Here is a 13,426-nt window from a genome sequence, read left to right on the forward strand (position 1 = left end):
TTTGTAATGCAGCGGCAAGTGCCGGCACGTGCACCTGTCTCGTCAGGCGACACTCATGCCGCAGACCCCGGGGGCGCGTCCAAAGGCGGCGCCTTTTCGGCAATCCTGTCGGGTGAGCAACGCGGCGCCGCCGGCAACCGTGGCCGGCTCGACACAAGCAGCCGGACCGACGCCGAAGCCGACACAGGCGCGACCGCAGCCGAAACGCAGATTGATGCCGAAGTCGAAGCTGTCGACAGCCAGTTGCCATCGGTGACAGCCGAGACCGATGACATGCTGACCCTGCTGTCGGGCCTGATGTCCAGCGCTGCCTTTGCTGAAGAACCTGCCGAGACCGTGGTGGACGAGAATCTGACGGCCGCCGATGTTCTGGCCGCAGCGGAACTCGCCCCGGCGGAGCTTCCGAAAGTCGAGCCGGATCAGGTCGACGCCAAATCAGTGCTTGAAGGCGAGATGGAGATTGATCCTGAAGCAGGCGAAGAGCTGCAGTTGCAGCCCGATGCCGAGCCGGTCGCACAGGCCGCAACACAGCCGGTGGCGCCACAGCCCGCCGCTGTCGCAGCCACCGCGGCCGCACCGGTTGCCGCACTGGCCGCATCCGTGGCTCAGCCCGCACCGGGCAATGGTGTGGCTCAGCCCGCAGCCGCCAGAACGCCGTCCTCCGAGGGCGCTGCGGACAAGCAGAAGAAGGCGGACGCCTCCCGGGAAGCGCTTGGCGCACTCGGTCTGTCAAGCGATGCTGCGAGCACCGCAGAGACCCGATCCGCGCGCAATGAAGGTCTCTCGAACGCGGCGGCCGAGCGCAAGAGCGCCGGAGCCGACCGCCAGCCCGAAGAGAAGATCGAGGCCAAGCCGCGCACTGTCGAAGTGGTTGAATCGCGCCGGTTCACCCCCTCCACACAGCTCTCGGGCAATGCACAGATGCTGACCAGCTCACTGGCGGAGGCTGGCGACACGGCTCTGGCAGCCCAGCGGGTGGCGCGGACCTCCTCCGCCGCGGCCGCAGGCACGGCGCAAACCGGGCAGACCCTGCACACCCTCAAGCTTCAACTCAATCCGATGTCGCTCGGCAGCGTCACCGCCATCATGAAGCTTTCGGGTGAGGAACTGTCGGTCGAGCTCAAGGTCGAATCCGCCGAGGCCTACCGCCAGCTCTCCGATGACAGCCAGTCGATCGTCAAATCGCTGCGCGCCCAGGGATATGCGGTCGAGCAGATCACCATCCAGCACGTGTCCAATCCGGACAAGACTGCAAACCAGTCCGCCCAGCCCGGATTTTCCGGCGGCTTCCAGGGCAATGAACCGGGCGACGCGAAGTCTTCCGGCGGCAACAGCAGCGGCAGCAACACAAGTCAGCGGGACCAGCAGGGGAGACAGGGTCATGAAGGCAACACGATTGCTGGTTCCGGCACTGGTCGCACTGACGGCGTTTATCTCTGAGGGCACCGCGCCCAGCCAGGCCGCGGCGGCAACCAGCGTTTGCGAAGCCGAGATCCTCAGTGCCGCGCGGACCCATGGTGTCCCTCCCGGAATTCTCCACTCGGTCGGCCTGACCGAAACCGGCCGCAAGGGATCGCTCTATCCCTATGCGCTCAACATCGAGGGACGCGCAGTATTCGCCAAGAGCCGCAAGGAGGCCATCCGCGAATTCGATCGTGCCCGCACCGAAGGCAAGAGCCTTATCGATCTGGGCTGCATGCAGATCAACTACCGCTATCACGGCGCCGAGTTCGCCTCGGTCGACGAGATGCTCGATCCGCGCGCCAATGTCGATTACGCTGCGCGGTTTCTCGCTCGATTGCACGCGCGGCACGAAACCTGGACCATGGCGGTCGCCCGCTACCACGCCGGTCCCAACAATGACCCCGCGCAAAAGCGCTATGTATGCCGGGTGATCGCCAATCTGGTCGCCACCGGCCATGGCGCCTGGACACACCAAGCAGAATCATTCTGCAGATAACACAACCTGAAATAGAAATATCCGGATTTTCGGTGCCCCTGATGAATTTGTCAGCAGTTAGGCAATCATTAACGATGCAAGCAAAAAATTAACTTCTTGTTAACCATTTCCCGAGACAATTGTGCTTATCAACAGGGAACGCACCACATCTAGCCAAATCAGTGGAAAACATGGTTAATCAACTGTTAAAATTAACCATATGTTTCTCATAGTTTACGCTGAATCGTGTGCTTCGTACTCCTTGGCCCAATGACGTAGCAGACTGATTCGGAGGCGAGCGAATGATCGTCGTGGTTGATGACAGAAAACTGGTTAAAGACGGATACACTTCCCTTTTCGGGCGGGAAGGGGTTCCCTCGGCGACTTTTGATTCCATCGAATTTGGCGAGTGGGTGCAAACCGCTGCCGATTCCGACCTCGATGCGGTTGAAGCCTTCCTGATCGGTCAGGGCGAGATGACAATGGATCTGCCGCGGGCAATCCGGGATAGGTCGCAAGCTCCGGTCATCGCGGTCAGCGATGCGCCCTCTCTTGAATCGACTCTGGCGTTCTTCGACAGCGGTGTCGACGACGTCGTTCGCAAGCCGGTTCATCCACGCGAAATTCTGGCGCGTGCAGCCGCCATCCGGAGACGCCTCAAGGCCGTGTCCAACCATGTCGATATCGGTCCGATCCGGGTGTTTTCCGACGGCCGCGATCCGGAGATCGAAAACCGCACATTCGCCCTTCCAAGGCGCGAGCGCCGCATTCTCGAATACCTGGTCGCCAACCGTGGCCGCCGGGTAACGAAACAACAGATTTTCAACGCGATATACGGAATCTTTGACGAAGACGTCGAGGAGAATGTCGTCGAGAGTCACATCTCCAAGCTGCGCAAGAAACTGCGCAAGCGGCTCGACTTTGACCCGATCGATTCCAAGCGCTTTCTTGGTTACCTGATCGATTGGGCTTGAGCTGACGCAACTGGCCGGGCGATCCCGGCCAAACGCTCATTCTACGATGCAAGGAATCAGGTTCACGCAAGGCCCGCCAGCTACGCTGGAATACCGTATGAAACGAGGGATGATGCGATGAGCCTGTATGGAATGATGCAAACCGGCGCTTCCGGCATGAATGCGCAAGCAAGCCGCCTGAGCACGGTTGCCGACAATATCGCCAACGCCAACACCACCGCCTATAAAAGGGCGTCGACCGAATTTTCCTCCCTGATCCTCCCCGGCTCCGCCAGCACCTACAATTCCGGTGCGGTGTCGACGGATGTCCGCTATTCGATTTCCGAGGCGGGACCGCTTGAATTCACCACTTCGAAGACGGACCTGGCGCTGGACGGCGACGGGTTCTTCATCGTGCAGGACACCAATGGCACGCCGTTCCTGACCCGCGCCGGTTCCTTCATTCCCGACGGCAACGGCAATCTGGTCAACGCCGCCGGGTTCACCCTGATGGGCTATGACTACGAAACCGGAACGCCCGCTCCGGTGGTCAACGGTTTTGATGGCCTGGTTCCGGTCAACATCTCTTCGGGCAGCCTCACCGCGTCTCCCTCCACATTGGGCGTCTTCAAGGCCAACCTCAATGCCAGTGCCGAGATCGTCGCTGCGGCCAATCTGCCGTCTGCCAATGCCGGCACCGCTGAGTACTCCCACAAGAGTTCGCTGGTGGTTTACGACAATCTCGGCGGAGAGGTCCTGCTCGACTTCTATTACACCAAGACCGCGGACAACACGTTCGAGGTATCGGTCTACGACCGTGCGGACGGCACCGCCAACACGGCATTTCCCTACTCGTCGGCGGCGCTGGCAACCACGACGCTTGAATTCGATCCGGCAAACAACGGATTGCTCACGGCTGGCAGCGCTAAGGACATAACCGTCAGTGTTCCCGGTGGCTCGTCCCTGACCATCGATCTGAAGGACATGACCCAGCTCAATTATGGCTTCACGGTTCAGAACGCCAATGTCGACGGCAACAAGCCCAGCGCCGTGATCGCAGTCGAAGTCGCCGCTGACGGCACCATCTACGCCCAGTACGACGAAGGCGATCTCAAGCCACTCTACCGGATTGCGCTGGCAGATGTGCCCAGCCCCGACAAGCTCAGGCCGCTGGCCGGCAATGTCTATGCGCAGGGCGTCGAGTCCGGCGTCATCACCACCGGTTTTGCCGGATCCGGCTCCTTCGGTTCGATCGTGTCGGGCGCGCTGGAAAGCTCCAATGTTGATCTCGCCCAGGAGCTGACCGACATGATCTCGTCGCAGCGCAGCTACACCGCCAATTCCAAGGTCTTCCAGACAGGTTCCGACCTGATGGACGTCCTCGTGAACCTCAAACGATAGACCGCCGGATCGGGAGGTAGAAGGACCAGCGCATGTCTCTGTCATCGGCGATCAGTACAGCACAGTCATCACTGTCGAATTATTCGACGCAGACGAGCCTGCTGTCGCGCAATATTTCCAATGCGTCCAATCCCGATTACTCCCGGCGCAGCGCGTCGCTGGCCACCTCTTCGGCCGGCGCCCAGGTGGTCAGCATCCAGCGGGCCCAGGACCAGATACTGCTGGAAAAAACCGTTTCCAGCACCGCCACCGCCAGTGGCCAGAACGCTTTGCTCGATGGCCTTGCCAATCTCAAGGACATCATGGGCGGCAACGACTACGAAAGCGCCCCGGCCACCCTTATCTCCTCGATGCGCGACACGCTCGCCACCTATGCTGCAAAGCCGGGTGAAAGCACGCTGGCGCAAACCGCAGTGGCCGATGCCACCACGGTGGCCCTCGGGCTGCGCGATGCCTCTGCCGCGGTGCAGAATGTCCGGCTCGGGGCAGATCAGGAAATCGGCCGTCAGGTCCACACCCTCAATGAACTGCTGTCTCAGTTCGAGGAAGCCAACACCAATGTCTATCGCGGCACCCAGCTCGGCAAGGATGTCAGTGCCGATCTGGACCAGCGCGATTCGGTCCTCAAGAAGATTTCCGAAATCATAGGGGTCACCTCGGTCACCCGCTCCGGCAACGATGTCGCGCTGTACACCAATGACGGCACCACGCTGTTCGAAACGGTGGCGCGCCCGGTAACCTTCGAAGCTTCGCCCGGATTTGCTGCCGGCATCGAAGGCAATGCCATCTATGTCGACGGCGTGCCGCTGGCAGCAGGGCAGGGGGCCACCACCACGGCGCGCGGTTCGCTGCAGGGCCTGATGCAGATCCGCGATGAATATGCGCCGGCGCTGCAGAGCCAGCTTGACGAGATTGCCCGCGCCCTGGTTGTCACCTTTGCCGAGAAAGACCAGTCCGGCGGTCTGCCCGATCAGCCGGGACTGTTCACATGGTCCGGCGGCACCATGCCCGGCGGAACCATGGTGCCCGGCATCGCCGCTACAATCAAAGTCAATCCGGCACTGGTGCCCTCGGCTGGCGGCAATCCGCAATTGCTGCGCGATGGCGGGATCAATGGCGCCGCCTATATCGCCAACACCACGGGCGCTGCCGGCTTTACCTCCCAGCTCGATGCCTATGTGGTCGCGCTCGGCACGCCGATGACGTTCGACGCCGCCGCCGGGCTCGACACCAGCGCCAGCGTTCTGGATTTTGCCGCCGATTCCGTCGGCTGGCTCGAGCTCAACCGCAGCGAGGCCAGCGCCGCCTCGGAAACCCGCGAAGCGACCCGGTTCAGGGCCGTCGAGGCGCATTCCAACGCCACCGGTGTGTCGCTGGATGAAGAAATGTCGATGCTGCTCGAGCTTGAACAGTCCTACAAGGCGTCCGCACGCATCATTTCGGTCGTCGATGAAATGCTTCGCTCCCTGCTGGCAGCGGTAGGATAGGATCATGAAAACCAGTTTCATTTCCAACCAGGCCATGCAGAACGCGATGCGATTGACCATCAGTCGCGGCCAGAACGAAGTGCAGAAGCTGCAGACCGAGATCGTCACCGGCCGCCATGCCGATGTCGGTCTGGCGCTCGGCGCGCGCACCTCCAACAGCGTCACGCTCAACCACAATGTCGAACGTCTCAAGGGCGTGCAGGATTCCAACTCGCTGGTGACCCAGCGGCTGTCCGCATCCCAGTTGGCCCTCGACCTGATGGCCGACAGCGCGCAGCAGATGCTCGAGGCGTTTATCTCTGTCAACGGCGCCGACGATGCCGACCGGCTGGCCATTGCCCGCCGCGATGTCGAGGCCTCGCTGGGCTCTTTCACGGTGGCTGCCAACACCTCGTCAAACGGCGAATATCTGTTCTCCGGCATCAATTCGAGCCAGAAGCCGCTTGATGATTATTTTGGCCCGGGGTCCCCTGCAAAGGCAGCCTTCGACACCACCTTCTCGACCCATTTCGGCTTCACCCAGAGCGACCCGCAGGTCGCAAACATCTCCGTCGCCGACATGGATGATTTCATCACCAATGTTCTCGAGCCCGCCTTCAGCGGCGCCGACTGGAACAGCAATTGGTCAAGCGCCTCCGACACCAACATGTCGAGCCGCATCCTCGACAACGAGGTGGTCGATTCAGGCACCAATGCGAATTCGGCCGGCATGCGCAACTTTGCGCTGGCTGCAGTGATCGGGCTGGAACTTCTCGCGGCGCCGATTTCCAGCGAGGTGCGCGTTGCGCTCAATGCCGGGGCGATCGAATATGCCGGGCAGGCGGTGACCGGAATCGACAACCAGCGCAGCACGCTCGGCCTCTCCGAAAACCGGGTGACCAAGGCCAATGTTTCGCTGCAGTCCCAAATCGAGATTCTCACCCTGCATCTGGGCGATATCGAGGGTGTGGACGCCTATGAAGCGTCCACACGCATGCAAACTCTGCTGACACAGGTCGAGACGTCCTACACGCTCACGGCTCGTATCCAACAATTAAGTCTTATGAATTACCTGTAACCGTGTCTCCCGGAGTTGCCGGGCAAAATGGACAAACATGAAGGGCGTCTGAATGTACCAGTTTTCCTATGCGGATGTTCAGGAGGATGGTGTTGCCGAAGCGCGCGAACGCGAGCGCGAAGCGATCAATCATTCCATTACCCTGTTGACTGCAGCCAAAGCCAATGGCCTCGAATCCCGCGATGCAATCGAAGCGGTCTACTTCGTCAGCCGGCTTTGGGTTCGATTTGTCGAGGACCTCGCGGCGCCTGACAACGAATTGGCCGAAGAGCTTCGCGCGAACCTCATCTCCATAGGGATTTGGGTCATCAAGGAAGCCGAACGCATCCGGATGCGCCAGTCGGACAATTTCCAGGGCATCATCGACATCTCGATCATCATCAGGGACGGGCTGAAATGAAAAGTTCACTTCGCATTTCGCTCAAGGCCGGCGAACGCATCTTCATCAACGGAGCCGTGCTTCGGGTCGATCGCAAGGTCGCGCTGGAATTTCTCAACGACGTGACGTTCCTGCTGGAAAACCACGTGCTGCAGCCTGAGCAGGCGACAACGCCGCTCAAGCAGCTCTATTTCATCGTTCAGATGATGCTGATCAACCCCGAAGGCGCCGAGCAGTCGATGGGCATGTTCCGCAAGTCCGTGGTCATGCTACTGACCTGCTTCAAGGACGAGGAAGTGCTGGTCGAACTCAAGCACATCGACGGCATGGTCACCCAGGGCCGCGCCTTCGAGGCGCTCAAGGCGATCCGAGCGCTTTACCCGGTTGAAGAGCAGATCATCAACTCGTCGGCGATGCCTGCCGGCGTCATCGACAAGATTCGCAAGGAGCTGGCCCCATGGTCGTAGATACAGTATCCGCCGCCGCTTCCGCCACCGGCACTTCGGCCGCGGACAACGCCTCCAAGAAGAGCGCGCTCGATTATGACACCTTCCTGACGCTGCTGGTTCAGCAGATGAAGAGCCAGGACCCGACCGATCCGATGGATGCGACCGACCAGATCGCCCAGCTCGCCACCTTCAGCCAGGTGGAACAGACGATCCAGACCAATAAGAACTTGGAAATGCTGCTGCAATCCTCGACGCTGAACCAGGCCGGATCGATCATCGGCCGCACCATCACCAATGCCGACGCCTCCATCACCGGCACCATTGAGCAGGTCAAGGTCTATTCCGACGGCCTGGTGGCAGTGCTTCAGAACGGCAGCCAGGTTGTGGTCGGCGCGGGCGTGACGATCCAGTAAGATGAATGAAGCCGACGCGCTAGATATCGTCCAGACCATGATCTGGACCGTGCTGATCTGCTCGGGTCCGGCGGTCTTCGTGGCTATGTTTGTCGGGGTCGGCATCGCCTTCGTTCAGGCCTTGACCCAGGTTCAGGAAATCACCCTGACCTTCGTCCCCAAGATCGTCGCCATCCTGGTCACGGTCGCCATTTCAGCGCCCTTCGTCGGCGCCCAGATCTCGACCTTCACCAACATCGTCTTCCAGCGCATCGAAACCGGTTTCTGATCCTTTTCGGGCCGTACCGCGGTTGGCCGGCACGATCGTTCGCACCGGCTCGCCGGGGCGCGCGGATCCCCCCGCGTTTCTGACACTTTCGCACAAGCTTCACCGGCTAGGGTCGGCGTGACCAATTGCGCGGGCATGATGCCGGCGCCGTGATCCGGAGCTTCGCATATATGGCCGATCCGCAGGCGCTGGCGATACAAAAGTCCGCTTTCCAGGGCAAGGACATGGGCTTTGCCTTCGGCATTGTCGTCATTCTGTCCATTCTGTTCCTGCCGATTCCGGCCTTTCTGATCGATATCGGCCTGGCGTTTTCGATCGCCTTCTCGGTGCTCATCCTGATGGTGGCATTGTGGATCCAGCGGCCGCTCGATTTCTCCTCTTTTCCCACCATTCTCCTCATCGCCACGATGATGCGGTTGTCGCTCAATATCGCGACCACCCGCGTCATCCTGTCCGAAGGCCATCTCGGCTCGGATGCGGCCGGTCAGGTGATCGGCGGGTTCTCGCAGATGGTCATGTCCGGCGACTTCGTCATCGGCCTGATCGTCTTTCTGATTCTGGTCACGGTGAACTTCATCGTCATCACCAAGGGCGCCACCCGCATCGCCGAAGTCGGCGCCCGATTCACGCTCGATGCCATTCCGGGCAAGCAAATGGCCATCGATGCCGACCTTTCTGCCGGTATGATTAACGAAAAGCAGGCGCATGACCGGCGCAAGGAGCTGGAGATGGAAAGTTCCTTCTTCGGATCCATGGATGGCGCCTCCAAATTCGTGCGCGGCGACGCCATCGCCGGCCTGCTGATCACCGGCATCAACATGTTCGGCGGAATCGTCATCGGCTATGCCCGTCACGACATGCAGATCGGCGAAGCCGCGGACGTGTTTGTCCGGCTTTCGGTCGGCGACGGACTGGTCAGCCAGATCCCCGCGCTGATCGTGTCGCTCGCCGCCGGCCTGCTGGTCTCCCGCGGCGGCCAGCTCGGCTCGACCGATGAAGCGGTGATCGATCAGCTCGGCGGCTATCCGCGTGCGCTGTTTGCGGCTTCAGGCCTGCTGTTCCTGCTGGCGGTGATGCCGGGCCTGCCGTTCCTGCCCTTCATGCTGCTCGGCTCCGGCCTCGCATTCGGAAGCTGGATCATCCCGCGGCAGCGCGACCAGAAGGCCCGCGACGAGGCCCAGGAGATCCACCGCAGCCAGCAGGACGAAAAGGACAAGGAAAAGGATTCGGTCAAGTCGATCCTGAAGACCGCCGAAATCGAGTTGGTGCTGGGCAAGCAGGTCGCCACCAAGCTGCTCGGCTCGCACGAGGAACTGGCCTTCCGCGTCTCCAAGATGCGCAAGAAATTCGCCACCCAATACGGTTTCGTCGTGCCCGAGATCAAGGTCTCCGACGACATCTCGATCAAGGACAAGAGCTACCAGATCCGCATTCACGGCACCACGGTTGCCGCCAATGACCTCAGGGTCGGCGAGCTTCTGGTGGTGCTGCAGGGCAAGCGCCGGCCGTCGCTGCCGGGCGACGAGATCCGCGAACCGGCCTTCGGCCTGCCAGCGCTGTCGATCCCGGAAAGCTTTGCCGAAGATCTCAAGCGCGAGGGCTTCCAGCCGATCGACAATGTCTCGGTGGTGCTGACCCATCTCTCCGAGGTGATCCGCAACAACCTGCCGCAATTGCTGTCCTACAAGGACATGAAGATCCTCATCGACCGGCTCGATCCGGAATACCGCAAGCTGGCCGACGAGATCTGCACATCGCACATGTCCTATTCCGGCTTCCAGGCCGTGCTCAAGCTGCTGCTTGCCGAACGCGTCTCGATCCGCAATCTGCATCTCATTCTCGAGGCCGTCGCCGAGCTCGCGCCGCACGTGCGCAAGACCGAGCAGATCGTCGAACATGTCCGCATCCGCATGGCCCAGCAGCTCTGCGGCGACATCGCCCGCAATGGCCAGCTCAATGTGCTCAGGCTGGGCAGCCGCTGGGACCTGGCCTTCCACCAGGCGCTCAAACGCGATCCCAAGGGCGAGGTCATCGAATTCGACATCGACCCGCGCATGCTCGAGGAGTTTTCCGAAGAGGCCACCAAGGTGATCCGCGAGCACATGGACAAGGGCGTGCCCTTCGTGCTCGTCACCTCTCCGGATTCGCGCCCCTATGTGCGCATGATCATCGAGCGGATCTTCGCCACCCTGCCGGTGCTGTCCCATGTGGAAATCGCGAGGGGCATCGAGATCAAGCTACTCGGCTCGATCTCGTGATCGAGGATCCCGAGGGCACGGTCCTGGCGCTGTTTGCCACCTTCTGTCGGATCGGCGGCTGTTTCATGGTGCTGCCGGGTTTTGCCAGCTTCCGGGTTCCCATGCAGTTCCGCCTGCTGCTCGCCGCCGCCATCTCGATGGCGCTGCTGCCGATCCTGTGGGACACGGTCTATCCCCGGGTCCAGGGCGGCGACAGCGTCTACATTCTCCTGGTCGGCGCGGAACTGCTGATCGGCGTCACCCTTGGCCTGATCGCGCGCTACATTGTGCTGGCGCTGCAATTTGCCGGCACCGCCATCTCCATGGCGATCGGCTTCAACGCCGCACCGGCAAACGGCATCCTCGAGAATGAACCGGAGGGCCATGTCACCGCGGTGATCACCGTGACGGCGCTGATGGTGCTGTTTCTCGGCGATTTCCACCATCTGGTGATCACCTCGCTGGTCCGGTCCTATTCCTTCATGCCGATGGATTCCGGCTTCGAGGCCCGTATGGCGCTGATGACCCTGACCGACACCCTCAACGGCGCCTTCATGCTGGTGCTCCGGCTGGCCAGCCCCTTCCTCGTCTATGGCCTGATCTTCAATCTGTCGATCGGCATGGTCAACAAGCTGGCGCCGCAGATCCCGGTCTATTTCATCTCGATTCCGTTCATCCTGTTTGGCGGGCTGGTGCTGTTCTTCTTCGGCTCCACCACCTTCTTCTCGCTTTTCCTTGCCGGCTTCGAGCCGCTGTTTACCGGGTTGCCCTGATATGGCCGGATCACGTGCAGACAAGCTTGCCCGCCTCGTCCGGGTCCAGCGCCAGATCGAGCGGATGACCGAAAGCGAGCTGTCGCTGACATTGCGGGCGCAGGTCGTCACCGAGGAGACCCAGGCCGCTCTGGTCGACGCGGTCGGTTCCTTCGACCCGGTCCATGCCGCCATGTCGCATCAATATGCGCTGCGGTTCCAGCGGCTTTCTGCCCGCGCCCAGCAGCTCACCGGCGTCCGGGCGATGCAGGAGCGGCGGATGCTGACCGAAAAGACCAAGGCCGACCGCCTCGCCGATCAGGCGGCGGAGGCGGCCGAAGACGAGGACCGCATTGCCGAGGACGAGGCCCTGCTCGACCTGATCGAAGCCTCGCTCGGCGCCAGGGCGTCATCCTATTGAACGATCGCAACGCTGCTTTCCGCGGCCCGCGCTGACCGGCACAAGGCCAGCGTAAGCTTCATCAGCCACAATGGTGGCGATCATTTCCGGTCAGGCGTTACGAGGGAAGCTCTTTGTCCATACAAACGGCAACCGATCTCATTCTGGACGTGGTGAAGGCGGCCGATCCCGCCGTTGCCCGCCGGGCGGAATCCATGCTCGAAATGGCCTCCACCCGCAAATCGGCGCAGGACGCGGCAACCCCGGCCTTCCAGCGCCAGCTGCTGGCGTCTGCCGAACCCATGGCGGTCATGGTGAGCCAGGAGGAAGCGGACGCCGCAGTCGGCAAGAATGCCCAATCCTACGAGCGCTTCGAGGCCATGGTTCTGCAGAACTTCATCGGCAGCATGCTGCCCTCCGACAGCGAAGAGCTCTACGGCAAGGGCACCGCCGGCGAGATCTGGAAATCGATGATGGCCGAGCAGCTCGGTGCGGTGCTGGCCAAGGGCGGCGGCATCGGCATTGCCGCGCGCATGCTGGCTGACCGCTTCACCCCCGGCCTGACGCCCGAATCCGCCGATGGTGTCGCCTCCAATGTTTCCAACCGCGCCACCAGCCTGGTCAATGAAGTTCAAAAGGACATCTTTGCGGATATTTCCGCAACCGGTGAGCCAGCCGATACACCCCAAGACTCCGGCCGGAGGGCCTAATCAAGATGAGCGAACTCGCATCCCGTGATCACCGTGTCGAGAGCGTCCTGCTCCGCCTCGAAGCCATTATCGATACCGAAAATGCCGCCATCGGCTCGGATCCGAAATTCGATCTCAAACAGTCCAACGCCATCAAGAGCCGCTGTCTCTACGACATGACCATGCTGTTCAAGGACATCAATCCCGACCGGCTCGACAAGGCCCATCTCGGCCATCTCAAGGCCGTCAAGGCCAAGCTCGACATCAACAGCCTCAAGGTCGGTGCGCACATGGAAGCGGTGCGCGGCATCACCGACATGATCAAGTCGACGGTCACCGAATCCGAAGCCGACGGCACCTATTCGGCCGACCAGTTCAGGGCCTATGATCTGTCATGATCAAACTGCTGGTCACCGGCGTCTGGATCACCGCCGTGGCGCTGGCGTCGGTCTATTTCTCGATCCAGTCCACCAACACCAAGGAAAGCGCCGAGCCCGAAGCCGACATGTTCGGCGGGCTCGAAACGATCCGTGGCGAAGTCACCTCGATTCCGGTGATCAGCGATGGAGCCGTGCAGGGCTATTTCCTCACCCGGCTGTCCTACACGGTCGATACCGACAAGTCCGACCTGCTGACCATTCCGCTGCAGGTTCTGGTCATCGACGAGCTCTACAGCGCGCTCGTGGGCGAACAGCTCATCGATTTTCCCAGCCTGAGCAAATTCAATCTCGAAGCCTTTAAGGTGCATATCCGCGAAGCCCTCAACGCGCGGCTGGGCGAGATGGTGTTTCACGACATCATCGTCGAACAGATCGATTTCCTGTCGAAATCCGATATCCGCTCGAACATGCGCGAGGGCCGCTTCACCATGAAGGCCGGCGAACCGATCGGCCAGGTCGATGCCGCACCGGAAGGCGCTTCGCCCGGCCACTGAACCGAGCCTTGAGCGTGAGATTTCCAGACCTTCGACCGGATACCGCAAGCGTCCTGCCGGTTCTCGAT

16 protein-coding genes are annotated in these 13,426 nt (G+C 61.2%); all 16 read left to right on the forward strand.

The window, feature by feature from the left end:
- Positions 1–6: 6 nt before the first annotated feature.
- The 16 genes from fliK to OEG82_RS05845 all read left to right on the forward strand — a co-directional run bounded on the left by fliK (position 7) and on the right by OEG82_RS05845 (position 13,358).
- Entirely contained in the window at positions 7–1,440 is a 1,434-nt protein-coding gene (gene fliK, locus OEG82_RS05770) for a flagellar hook-length control protein FliK (RefSeq protein ID WP_267611479.1), read from the forward strand.
- The gene (locus OEG82_RS05775) at positions 1,382–1,960 is read left to right on the forward strand and encodes a transglycosylase SLT domain-containing protein (RefSeq protein ID WP_267611480.1); all 579 of its coding nucleotides are present in this window, start codon (positions 1,382–1,384) and stop codon (positions 1,958–1,960) included. Before fliK ends, OEG82_RS05775 begins: the two co-directional genes overlap by 59 nt.
- A 281-nt stretch (positions 1,961–2,241) precedes the next feature.
- Positions 2,242–2,913 (forward strand): response regulator transcription factor, encoded by a 672-nt coding sequence (locus tag OEG82_RS05780; RefSeq protein ID WP_267611482.1) that lies wholly within the window; start codon positions 2,242–2,244, stop codon positions 2,911–2,913.
- Between the two features lie 117 nt (positions 2,914–3,030).
- The gene (locus OEG82_RS05785; RefSeq protein WP_267611483.1) at positions 3,031–4,293 is read left to right on the forward strand and encodes a flagellar hook protein FlgE; all 1,263 of its coding nucleotides are present in this window, start codon (positions 3,031–3,033) and stop codon (positions 4,291–4,293) included.
- A gap of 32 nt (positions 4,294–4,325) precedes the next feature.
- Entirely contained in the window at positions 4,326–5,780 is a 1,455-nt protein-coding gene (gene flgK, locus OEG82_RS05790) for a flagellar hook-associated protein FlgK (protein WP_267611484.1), read from the forward strand.
- 4 nt (positions 5,781–5,784) lie between these two features.
- Complete coding sequence (locus OEG82_RS05795; protein WP_267611485.1) at positions 5,785–6,837, forward strand: flagellar hook-associated family protein; 1,053 nt, start codon at positions 5,785–5,787, stop codon at positions 6,835–6,837.
- Between the two features lie 52 nt (positions 6,838–6,889).
- Positions 6,890–7,237 (forward strand): flagellar biosynthesis regulator FlaF, encoded by a 348-nt coding sequence (gene flaF, locus OEG82_RS05800; RefSeq protein WP_267611486.1) that lies wholly within the window; start codon positions 6,890–6,892, stop codon positions 7,235–7,237.
- Entirely contained in the window at positions 7,234–7,683 is a 450-nt protein-coding gene (flbT, locus tag OEG82_RS05805; RefSeq protein WP_267611487.1) for a flagellar biosynthesis repressor FlbT, read from the forward strand. Before flaF ends, flbT begins: the two co-directional genes overlap by 4 nt.
- The gene (flgD, locus tag OEG82_RS05810) at positions 7,674–8,078 is read left to right on the forward strand and encodes a flagellar hook assembly protein FlgD (RefSeq protein WP_267611488.1); all 405 of its coding nucleotides are present in this window, start codon (positions 7,674–7,676) and stop codon (positions 8,076–8,078) included. Before flbT ends, flgD begins: the two co-directional genes overlap by 10 nt.
- A 1-nt stretch (position 8,079) precedes the next feature.
- Positions 8,080–8,346: a flagellar biosynthetic protein FliQ gene (locus tag OEG82_RS05815; RefSeq protein ID WP_267611489.1), complete on the forward strand. Its 267-nt coding sequence runs from the start codon at positions 8,080–8,082 to the stop codon at positions 8,344–8,346.
- Between the two features lie 170 nt (positions 8,347–8,516).
- Positions 8,517–10,604 carry a flagellar biosynthesis protein FlhA gene (flhA, locus tag OEG82_RS05820; RefSeq protein ID WP_267611490.1) on the forward strand — a complete coding sequence of 696 codons (2,088 nt, stop codon included), beginning with the start codon at positions 8,517–8,519 and terminating at the stop codon, positions 10,602–10,604.
- A complete protein-coding gene (gene fliR, locus OEG82_RS05825) occupies positions 10,601–11,356 on the forward strand; it encodes a flagellar biosynthetic protein FliR (protein WP_267611491.1) in 756 nt (251 codons plus the stop codon). Before flhA ends, fliR begins: the two co-directional genes overlap by 4 nt.
- Position 11,357: 1 nt before the next feature.
- Positions 11,358–11,756 carry a hypothetical protein gene (locus tag OEG82_RS05830; RefSeq protein WP_267611492.1) on the forward strand — a complete coding sequence of 133 codons (399 nt, stop codon included), beginning with the start codon at positions 11,358–11,360 and terminating at the stop codon, positions 11,754–11,756.
- Positions 11,757–11,869: 113 nt separating this feature from the next.
- Positions 11,870–12,445, forward strand: a complete 576-nt coding sequence (locus OEG82_RS05835) for a rod-binding protein (protein ID WP_267611493.1) — start codon at positions 11,870–11,872, stop codon at positions 12,443–12,445.
- Positions 12,446–12,450: 5 nt separating this feature from the next.
- Positions 12,451–12,822, forward strand: a complete 372-nt coding sequence (locus OEG82_RS05840; RefSeq protein ID WP_267611494.1) for a hypothetical protein — start codon at positions 12,451–12,453, stop codon at positions 12,820–12,822.
- Positions 12,819–13,358, forward strand: coding sequence for a hypothetical protein (locus OEG82_RS05845; RefSeq protein ID WP_267611495.1), 540 nt, complete (start codon positions 12,819–12,821; stop codon positions 13,356–13,358). The genes OEG82_RS05840 and OEG82_RS05845 overlap by 4 nt, the downstream gene beginning before the upstream one ends.
- The last annotated feature ends 68 nt before the right edge of the window (positions 13,359–13,426 follow it).

The organism is Hoeflea ulvae, assembly GCF_026619435.1.
In the GTDB taxonomy this organism is placed as follows: Bacteria; Pseudomonadota; Alphaproteobacteria; order Rhizobiales; family Rhizobiaceae; genus Hoeflea; species Hoeflea ulvae.

Excerpts from the sequence above, each read along its gene's own strand:
- fliK (WP_267611479.1), top strand. The coding sequence starts at position 7 with ATGCAGCGGCAAGTGCCGGCACGTGCACCTGTCTCGTCAGGCGACACT.
- OEG82_RS05775 (WP_267611480.1), top strand. The coding sequence starts at position 1,382 with ATGAAGGCAACACGATTGCTGGTTCCGGCACTGGTCGCACTGACGGCG.
- OEG82_RS05780 (WP_267611482.1), top strand. The coding sequence starts at position 2,242 with ATGATCGTCGTGGTTGATGACAGAAAACTGGTTAAAGACGGATACACT.
- OEG82_RS05785 (WP_267611483.1), top strand. The coding sequence starts at position 3,031 with ATGAGCCTGTATGGAATGATGCAAACCGGCGCTTCCGGCATGAATGCG.
- flgK (WP_267611484.1), top strand. The coding sequence starts at position 4,326 with ATGTCTCTGTCATCGGCGATCAGTACAGCACAGTCATCACTGTCGAAT.
- OEG82_RS05795 (WP_267611485.1), top strand. The coding sequence starts at position 5,785 with ATGAAAACCAGTTTCATTTCCAACCAGGCCATGCAGAACGCGATGCGA.
- flaF (WP_267611486.1), top strand. The coding sequence starts at position 6,890 with ATGTACCAGTTTTCCTATGCGGATGTTCAGGAGGATGGTGTTGCCGAA.
- flbT (WP_267611487.1), top strand. The coding sequence starts at position 7,234 with ATGAAAAGTTCACTTCGCATTTCGCTCAAGGCCGGCGAACGCATCTTC.
- flgD (WP_267611488.1), top strand. The coding sequence starts at position 7,674 with ATGGTCGTAGATACAGTATCCGCCGCCGCTTCCGCCACCGGCACTTCG.
- OEG82_RS05815 (WP_267611489.1), top strand. The coding sequence starts at position 8,080 with ATGAATGAAGCCGACGCGCTAGATATCGTCCAGACCATGATCTGGACC.
- flhA (WP_267611490.1), top strand. The coding sequence starts at position 8,517 with ATGGCCGATCCGCAGGCGCTGGCGATACAAAAGTCCGCTTTCCAGGGC.
- OEG82_RS05830 (WP_267611492.1), top strand. The coding sequence starts at position 11,358 with ATGGCCGGATCACGTGCAGACAAGCTTGCCCGCCTCGTCCGGGTCCAG.
- OEG82_RS05840 (WP_267611494.1), top strand. The coding sequence starts at position 12,451 with ATGAGCGAACTCGCATCCCGTGATCACCGTGTCGAGAGCGTCCTGCTC.
- OEG82_RS05845 (WP_267611495.1), top strand. The coding sequence starts at position 12,819 with ATGATCAAACTGCTGGTCACCGGCGTCTGGATCACCGCCGTGGCGCTG.